At 67.7% G+C, this 8,212-nt stretch carries 9 protein-coding genes; 5 read left to right on the forward strand and 4 right to left on the reverse strand.

The genetic code is table 11. The features are described 5' to 3' along the window. From QZ994_RS17220 to QZ994_RS17240, 5 genes are all read left to right on the forward strand, one after another. The coding region (locus tag QZ994_RS17220) for a chemotaxis protein CheA (protein WP_290874531.1) at positions 1-1,594 on the forward strand (1,594 nt) is incomplete at its 5' end. After that, on the forward strand, positions 1,591-1,827 hold the full coding sequence (locus QZ994_RS17225) for a hypothetical protein (RefSeq protein ID WP_290874534.1): 237 nt from the start codon (positions 1,591-1,593) through the stop codon (positions 1,825-1,827). The genes QZ994_RS17220 and QZ994_RS17225, both read left to right, overlap by 4 nt. Positions 1,828-1,877: 50 nt before the next feature. Further along, positions 1,878-2,243 carry a response regulator gene (locus QZ994_RS17230; protein ID WP_290874538.1) on the forward strand — a complete coding sequence of 122 codons (366 nt, stop codon included), beginning with the start codon at positions 1,878-1,880 and terminating at the stop codon, positions 2,241-2,243. 21 nt (positions 2,244-2,264) lie between these two features. Further along, on the forward strand, positions 2,265-3,548 hold the full coding sequence (locus QZ994_RS17235) for a methyl-accepting chemotaxis protein (protein WP_290874541.1): 1,284 nt from the start codon (positions 2,265-2,267) through the stop codon (positions 3,546-3,548). A 79-nt stretch (positions 3,549-3,627) separates the two neighbouring features. Beyond that, a complete protein-coding gene (locus QZ994_RS17240) occupies positions 3,628-4,422 on the forward strand; it encodes a hypothetical protein (protein WP_290874544.1) in 795 nt (264 codons plus the stop codon). On the opposite strand, the gene QZ994_RS17245 is transcribed toward QZ994_RS17240, so the two are convergent. The 4 genes from QZ994_RS17245 to QZ994_RS17260 all read right to left on the reverse strand — a co-directional run. Next, the gene (locus QZ994_RS17245) at positions 4,423-5,433 is read right to left on the reverse strand and encodes a homocysteine S-methyltransferase family protein (protein ID WP_290874557.1); all 1,011 of its coding nucleotides are present in this window, start codon (positions 5,431-5,433) and stop codon (positions 4,423-4,425) included. It abuts the gene before it with no gap. A gap of 127 nt (positions 5,434-5,560) precedes the next feature. Beyond that, positions 5,561-7,117 carry a bifunctional diguanylate cyclase/phosphodiesterase gene (locus tag QZ994_RS17250; protein WP_290874547.1) on the reverse strand — a complete coding sequence of 519 codons (1,557 nt, stop codon included), beginning with the start codon at positions 7,115-7,117 and terminating at the stop codon, positions 5,561-5,563. 13 nt (positions 7,118-7,130) lie between these two features. After that, positions 7,131-7,418 carry a DUF3567 domain-containing protein gene (locus tag QZ994_RS17255; RefSeq protein ID WP_290874550.1) on the reverse strand — a complete coding sequence of 96 codons (288 nt, stop codon included), beginning with the start codon at positions 7,416-7,418 and terminating at the stop codon, positions 7,131-7,133. A gap of 477 nt (positions 7,419-7,895) precedes the next feature. Further along, positions 7,896-8,212, reverse strand: a 317-nt coding sequence (locus QZ994_RS17260; RefSeq protein WP_290874554.1) for a nuclear transport factor 2 family protein, incomplete at its 5' end; no start/stop codon positions are given.

Below are 8,212 nucleotides of genomic sequence, written 5' to 3' on the forward strand. Positions count from 1 at the left end.
CACCGACCAGCCCGAGGTGCTGCGCCGCCGTGCCCTGCAACTCTGGGACGACCAGCTCGCCCTGCTGGCCCGCCCCAGCCTGAGCGTGGGCACCCTCGGTGCCGTGCGGATGAGCCTGCGTGGCCTCTTGCTGGCCGTGGGCGACGGGCCCGCGCTGGAAGCCGCCCAGGAGCTGCAGACCCTGCCGGGCACCGTCTCGGCCGTGGCCCTGGTCAACTGGGCCGGCAAGCACCGCCCCGACGAACACAGCCGCGCCACGGTCAGCACCGAAACCAGCGCCCCAGCCCTTGCGGCCGTGAGCCAGGTGCTCGACATGGGCCAGCCGGCCGCCTGGAACCCCGGCGTGGCCGGTGGCGGCAACCTGGGCAATGGCGGCGACTCTGCCCGCCGCAGTGGGGGTGGCGACGATGGCAACGGCCACCAGAAGGTGCTCAAGGTCGGCCAGGAAAAGATCGACCGCCTGATGGACCTCATCGGCGAAATGGTGGTGGCCAAGAACGCCCTGCCCTACCTGGCCCAGCGCGCCGAGACCGTGTTCCAGCAACGCGAACTCGCCCGCGAGATCAAGGCCCAGTACGCCGTCATCAACCGCATCGCGGAAGACATGCAGCACGCCATCATGCAGGTCCGCATGATGCCCGTGGGCACCGTGTTCCAGCGCTTCGGGCGCCTGGTGCGCGACATCTCCAAGAAGCTCGGCAAGGACGTGCAGCTGGTGGTGGAAGGCGAAGACACCGAGGCCGACAAGAACATCATCGAGGCCCTGGCCGACCCGCTGATCCACATCCTGCGCAACAGCCTGGACCACGGCATCGAGCTGCCCGAGACCCGCCGTGCCGCAGGCAAGACACCGCAAGGCACCATCCGTGTGGCGGCCCGCCAGGAGTCCGACCGCGTGGTCATCGAGATCAACGACGACGGCGCCGGCATCGACCCGCAACGCGTGCGCAACAAGGCCGTCGAGCGTGGGCTCATCCCGGCCGACAAGGCCGGTACCCTGAGCGACGCCGATGCGGTTCAGCTCATCTTCCTGCCCGGCTTCTCCACCGCCGAAACCATCTCCGACCTCTCGGGGCGGGGCGTGGGCATGGACGTGGTGCGCAACGCCGTCGAGCGCATCAATGGCCACGTCGAACTCAGCAGCCAGCATGGCCGCGGCACGCGCATCCGCCTGTCGCTGCCGCTGTCGATGGCCGTCACCAACGTGATGATCATCGAGGCCGGCAACCGCCGCTTCGGCGTGCCCATGGACATGATCGTCGAGACGGTCCGCGTGCACCACGAAGACATCCACCACTTCAAGCAGGCCCGCACCACGGTGCTGCGCGGTCGCATCGTGCCCCTGCGCGCGCTGCACGACCTGCTCTGCCTGGACGACTCGGCCACGCTCAACGAAGACGGCGAACACGCCGTGCTCGTGGTGCGCCTGGGTGGCGAGAACGTCGGCCTGCTGGTCGACCACTTCCACGGTGCCACCGACATCATCCTCAAACCGCTGGAAGGCGTGCTCGCCGGCCTCACCGGTTTTGCCGGCACCGCCCTCATGGGCGACGGCAGCGTGCTGATGGTCCTCAACCCCAAGGAGCTTGTGTGATGCCGATCCGATATCTGAAAAAACACGCTGCGCTTGAAGAAATAGTCACGGTTGAAGACGCCGAGGCCCTGCTGGAATGGCTCAAGAAACAGGCGAAACCGGCCGTTAACTTGTCAAAGTGCAAACACCTGCATGCGGCCGTTCTCCAGGTCCTGCTGGTCACACGCCCCGCCATCTCCGGCGACGTGAGCGACCCCTGGCTGGCGAAAGCCCTGCAGGCCCCGGCAGCCTGACAAACGGCTGCGCACCGAGAAGCCATGACCAGATCTGAAGGGTCCGCAACGTGAAATCCGTTCTCTTGGTAGACGACTCCAGCACCATGCTGATGAGCCTGAAAAGCACCCTTGAAATCAGCGGATTCAAGGTCGACACCGCCAACGACGGGTCCGTGGCACTGGACAAGATCAAGGCCGGCCTCAAGCCCGACCTGATCATCACCGACATCAACATGCCCAAGATGGACGGGATCACCCTGATCCAGGAGGCCCGCAAGATCCTGCGCTTCACGCCCATCCTGGCGCTGACCACTGAAAGCCAGCAGGGCAAGCGCGACGAGGCCAAAAAGCTCGGCGCCACGGGCTGGCTGGTCAAGCCGGTCACGGGCACGGACCTGGTCAAGGTGGTCAAGCAGGTGGTGCCAGGCGCCTGAGGCGCTGCAGAAGGGCAGGACATGAACAACGACGACCCCACCGACCACGTCATCGACAACGCCACGGCAGCCTTGCCCAGCGCCGATGACGCGCGCCAATACCTGCACAACCGCATCCGCATGAAATGGATGAGCCGCGCGGTGGTGCTGCTGGGCTGCGCCCTGGCCCTGGGTGCCCTCCACCTCTTCGATCCGACCAGCAACGACCTGCGCACCGGCGTCCTCACCCTCATCGGTGTGGTGGTGGGCCTGGGCCTGGCCGACTTCCGCCTGGTGCGCCGGGGCCGCGACGACTCCGTCCCCGAGGTGCTGACCAATGACCTCGCCCGACTGGAGCAGTGCTTCGCCATCCTGCAAAAGCAGGTGACCGTCACCATCCGCACCTCCGAGCACGCCGTGATGGAAATGGTCGACCGCCTCAACCGCGTGCACAAGCGCAGCGCCGAGCTGCAAAGCCAGATCGAGAATGCCGTGGGCCGTTCGCAGGTGCTGTCGCAGACCTCCTTGACCGAGGCCGGCCGCAACGGCGAAACCATTGAAACCCTGGCCATGCACCAGAAGGCCTTCATGACGGCCCGCAAGGACAACCAGGATCGCATCCGCGCCGTGGTGGACCAGGTCAAGCACCTCACCCCGCTGGCCGCCCTGATCGGCGACATTTCGCGCCAGACCAACCTGCTGTCCATCAACGCCTCGATCGAGGCCGCACGCGCCGGGGCAGAAGGCGCCGGCTTCAAGGTCGTGGCCGCCGAGGTGCGCCGCCTCTCGGCCCAGACCTCTGAAGCCGCTCGCCAGATCACCGAAGGCATCCAGAACGTGGCCGAGGCCATCGATGGCGAACTGGCCGCGGCCTCCGAACTGGAAGCCGATGGCGCAGCAGCCCAACTGGGCGAGCTGGCCCAGCACATCAGCCACATCAGCAGCAGCCTCAACGAGGTCGTGCCCTATCTGGTGAACCTCTCGACCGACATGGACGAAGGCATGCAGACCATGACCACCGACATCATCGACGCCATGGGCCACATGCAGTTCCAGGACATCAACCGCCAGTTGCTCGAACAGGTCGAATCGGCCCTGGGCAGCCTGGCCGAACACAGCGCTGCACTCTACGCCCTGGTCGGCGGCAAGGCCCCGCCACCGCCCCAGGCCCTGGAAGAGCTGATGCAGCGCTGGGTCGAGGGTTACGTGATGCAGGAGCAGCGCACCGCCCACGCAGAGATCGAAAAGCGCTCGCCACACATCGGCCGCGCCGCCCAGGAACTCGAACTCGTGGCCCCGGACGGCCCGCGCATCGAACTCTTCTGAGTCCCCCGACACCGGGACCACACAGACCAGGGGCCTGCGGGCCCCTTCGTCATGCCTGACGCGCGCTTATGCTGCGGCCATGCGCACCCTCGTCTGCCAATCCTTCCGAACCGAACGCGTCCCGGCCTGGGTGCAGTCCTGCATGGCCAGCGTGCAGGACTGGGCCCGCCTGCGCGGCCACGGCTACCGCTTCTTCGATGACGCCCTCTTCAGCCTGGTCCCCGACTGGTTCCGCGACAAGGCCCAGGGCGAGGTCTGTCCCGTCACCGACCTGGCCCGGCTGCTGCTCATCAAGGGCCTGCTGGCCGAAGAGGGCATCGACGCCGTGGCCTGGGTGGACGCCGATGTGCTCGTCTTCGCCCCCGAAGCCCTGGACGTGGCCATCGAACGCGACTACGCCTTCTGCCGCGAAACCTGGGTCTACCCCGGGCCCGACGGCCCGATGCGCTGCAGCCTGCGCGTGGCCAACGCCGTCACCGTCTTCGCCCGCGAGAACGCCCAGCTCGACTTTTTCATCGATGCCGCCCTGCGCATCGGGCGACACCAGGCCCGCATCGGCAAGCTCGACATCGGCACCAACTTCCTGAGCCGCCTCTCCGGCATCCTGCCCATGACCCTGCTGCCCACGGTGGGCTTTTTCAGCCCCGCGGTGATGGCGGAGCTGGCCCATGGGCCGGCCCAGGCAGGGGATGCGGCCTTGCGCACCCTGGGCGCGCACACCCTCGCACCGCTGGCCTGCGCCAACCTGTGTGCCTCACTCAGCGGCCAGGCGCACGAAGGCCTCGCCCTGGACGACGCGGCCTACGAACGCGTGATCGCCCGCTGCCTGGAGAGCCGGGGCGCGGTGGTCAACCGCTTCCGGCCCGGCGCCTGATCAGGCCGCGAGCGTGCTCAGGAAGCCCGTGGCGCCGCCATGCAGGCAACGCGGCTGGTAGGCGCTCACGCGCTTGGCGATCTCGGCGATGTGGCCCGGCGTGGTGCCGCAGCAGCCCCCGGCGATGTTGAGGAAGCCCGCCTTGGCAAAGGCCTCCACATGGCCGCCCGTGATCTCCGGCGTCTCGTCAAAGCCGGTGTCGCTCATGGGGTTGGGCAGACCGGCGTTGGGATAGCAGCTCACGAAGGTGTCGCCGGCGATCTTGGCCAGCTCTTCGATGTAGGGGCGCATCAGCGTCGCCCCCAGCGCGCAGTTCAGGCCGATGGCCAGCGGGTGGGCATGGCGCACCGAGTGCCAGAAGGCGCTGACCGTCTGGCCCGAGAGGATGCGCCCGGAGGCGTCGGTCACCGTGCCGGAGATGATGATGGGCAGGCGCTCGCCGGTGTCCTCGAACAGCTGGTCGACCGCGAAGATGGCGGCCTTGGCGTTGAGCGTGTCGAAGATCGTTTCGATCAGGATGACGTCGCAGCCCCCCTCCATCAGGGCCTTGGCCTGCTCGTAATAGGCCTGGCGCAGGGTGTCGAAGTCGACGTTGCGCGCACCCGGATCATTCACGTCGGGGCTGATGCTGGCCGTCTTGGGGGTCGGGCCGATGGCGCCGGCCACGAAGCGGGGCTTGTCGGGGGTGCTGTACTTGTCGCAGGCCTCGCGCGCCATGCGGGCGGCCACGAGGTTCATCTCGTAAGCCAGCTCGGGCAGCTCGTAGTCGTCCTGGGCCACGGTGGTGGCACCGAAGGTGTTGGTCTCGATCAGGTCGGCACCGGCCGCCAGGTACTGTTCGTGGATCTCGCGGATCACCTCGGGACGCGTCAGCTGCAGCAGCTCGTTGTTGCCCTTGAGGTCCTTGCCGTGGTCGGCAAACCGGGTGCCGCGGTAGTCGGCCTCGGTCAGCTTGTAGCGCTGGATCATGGTGCCCATGGCCCCGTCGAGCACGACGATGCGCTGGCGCATGATCTCCGGCAGGTTCGCCGCACGGGTATAGGGGCGGCGGGCCACGGGCAGCAGGGCCGGTGTCGCGGTCGGGTCAGCGGAGGCAAGGGTGTTCATGCCCGCATTTTAAGGCGGGCCACCCCGGGCCTCACGTCAGGCCGCCTGGTTCCGTGGGCGGGAAGGGGGCATCGTCCACATTGAAGAGCGAATCGCGGAAGGTCGGACGGTTCGCCGGCACGTCATCGCCCAGGGCCCAGAGCTGCAGGTGCGTGGCCGACATGGGCTTGGCGTAGAGGAAGCCCTGCAGCTGGTCGCACTCCAGCTGCTTGAGGATGTCCTGCTGGGCCACGGTCTCGACGCCTTCGGCCACCACCTCCAGCCCCAGGGCATGTGAGAGCTTGATCACCGCCAGCACGATGGAGCGGGCGTCGGGCTCGGTTTCCAGGTCCTGCACGAAGCTGCGGTCGATCTTGATCTGGCTGGCGGGCAGCTTGCGCAGGTAGCTCAGGCTGGAGTAGCCGGTGCCGAAGTCGTCGATCGAGAGGTGCACGCCGGCATCGGTCAGGCGGGTGAACAGGCGCAGCGTGGCCTGGGCATCTTCCATCGCGGCCGACTCGGTGATCTCGAAGGTGATGAGCTCGGGCGGCACACGGTGTCGGGCCAGGGCTTCCTGCACACGCTCGACCAGGTCGGTCTGGCGCAGCTGGTGCACCGAGAGGTTGATGGCCACGCGCATGCTCAGGCCCACCTTCATCCAGGCCTTGATCTGGCGGGCAGATTCCTCGACCACCCACTGCCCCAGCGTGCCGATGAGGCCAAAGCGCTCGGCCACCGGGATGAACACCCCCGGGCTGACCATGCCGCGTGTGGGGTGCTGCCAGCGCATCAGGGCTTCGGCCCCGGTGATCTGGCCGCTGCGGGCGTCGATCTTGGGCTGGTAATGCAGCAGCAGGCCTTCGCCGGTTTCCAGCGCCGCCCGCAGGTCGCGCTGCAGGGCAACGGTGGCCTCGGCATCGTGGTCCATGCGCTGCTCGAAGAAACAGTGCATGTTGCCGCCGGCGTGCTTGGCCGCCATCATGGCCGCATCGGCGCGGGCGATCAGGCGACCACGGGGGCCGTGATCCGGGTAGAGCACGATGCCCACCGAGCAGGACAGGCGCACCTCGCGCCCTTCCACCTGATAGGGTCGGGCCAGGCTCTCGCGCACGCGCTCGGCCACCAGGGCCGCCGAGGCGGTGTCCGGGTCCCCATCGAGCAGCATCAGGAATTCGTCGCCGCCCAGGCGGGCCACGGTGTCGGTGCTGCGGCCCAGGGCGCGCAGGCGTTCTGCCACTTCGCGCAGCAGGGCATCACCGGTACCGTAACCAAAAGAATCGTTGACGGGCTTGAACCCGTCCAGGTCGATGTAGAGCACCGCCAGGCGGCGCTGGCGGGCGTCGGCACGCAAGACGCCCGAGGCCAGTTGGTCTTCCAGCAGGAGGCGGGTGGCCAGGCCGGTGAGCGGATCCTGAACCGCCCGGGCGCGCGCGGGCTCGGGCGGCTCGGAGGGGCCGCCCTGCGGCAAGGTGGCAGGGCCCTGCCCGCCATGTGCCGATTCGGCGCGGCGGGCGGCCATCCACAGGCGCAGCCCACCCATGGCCGCCACCATGAGCAGCAGGCCACCCAGCAGCCACCACCAGCTTGCCAACGCCACGGGATCGCTCATGACGGTTCACCGATCAGTGCATGACCACGGGTTGGAGGGCCATGGCCGCGTAACGCTCCAGGTAGGCGTCGAATTCCTCCACGCTGGGCGAGGTCTCGATCAGGGCCTCGACCCCCTCCTTGAAGGATTCGGCCAGGGCACCTTCGATGAAGAGTTCCTTGCGCGCGAACTTGTCGACGATCTCGAAGCCGCCCCGCGTCAGGGGCAGCGAGGCGGCAGGGGCCTGGGACAGCCCCGCCTCGTCACCGAACATGTCGATCTGGACGACGGCGTAGCTGTCTGAGTTGTAAAGCATGTGCATGAAAGGTACTCCGGGGCCTCAGGCTGGCTCGGGAACAGGTGGGTACCCACCGGGTCTCCGGGCCATCATGTCCCTTCCATCGGCCTCGTCATCCCCCAACTTGAGTGCTGTGTCACCTGTCACGGGCTGCGCCGTGCCCGAATGCACGGGAAACCCGCCCCCTCATCCACGGGGAGACATCGGCCATGCGGCCGATCCCGCTGCGCTTCCACCCTAGCTTACCCCCTTGAGGGGGAAGGGACTTCAGAGGCCACGGCCCTACAGTCTCGGCGTGAGCTGTCACACGGTCGTCCCACAGGGAGGAGACCTTTGAACGCAGGCTGACACAGAGGGCGCGCGCGGCACAGGCATCCGGCCGAACGCACCAAGCCCCCAGCCTCACCGGATCCTCGCCAGCCCTCGGGTTGGCTCCTCGGCGCCATGCGCAACCCCGCCCACCGTGGCGGGGTTTTTTTTGTCTGTTCTCCGCCCGGGCGCTCAAGCGCCTTTCATCACCCGGCGCTTGAGCCAGCGCATCAGGGCGCCCAGCAGGGGCAGCTTTTCATAGAGCTCTTCGGCCGCGTCCCAGTAATCCCGGTGCTCGCTGACCAGCCCCCGCGCATCGAAGCGCAAGTGGGTCGCACCCCGCACGGTCTGCCAGGCCGACTCGCCCTTGAAACGAAAGCGGAAATCCCAGCTCAGGAAGGCCTGCTGGCCTTGGGCCACGCGGTCGCGCACCAGGAAGTGCGGCGCTTCAAGGGTGTGGAACATGTGGGCAAAGATGGCCTCAACGGCCGGCAGGTGCTGCTTGAGCT

This window comes from Aquabacterium sp. (assembly GCF_021768455.1).
Lineage (GTDB): Bacteria > Pseudomonadota > Gammaproteobacteria > Burkholderiales > Burkholderiaceae_C > Aquabacterium.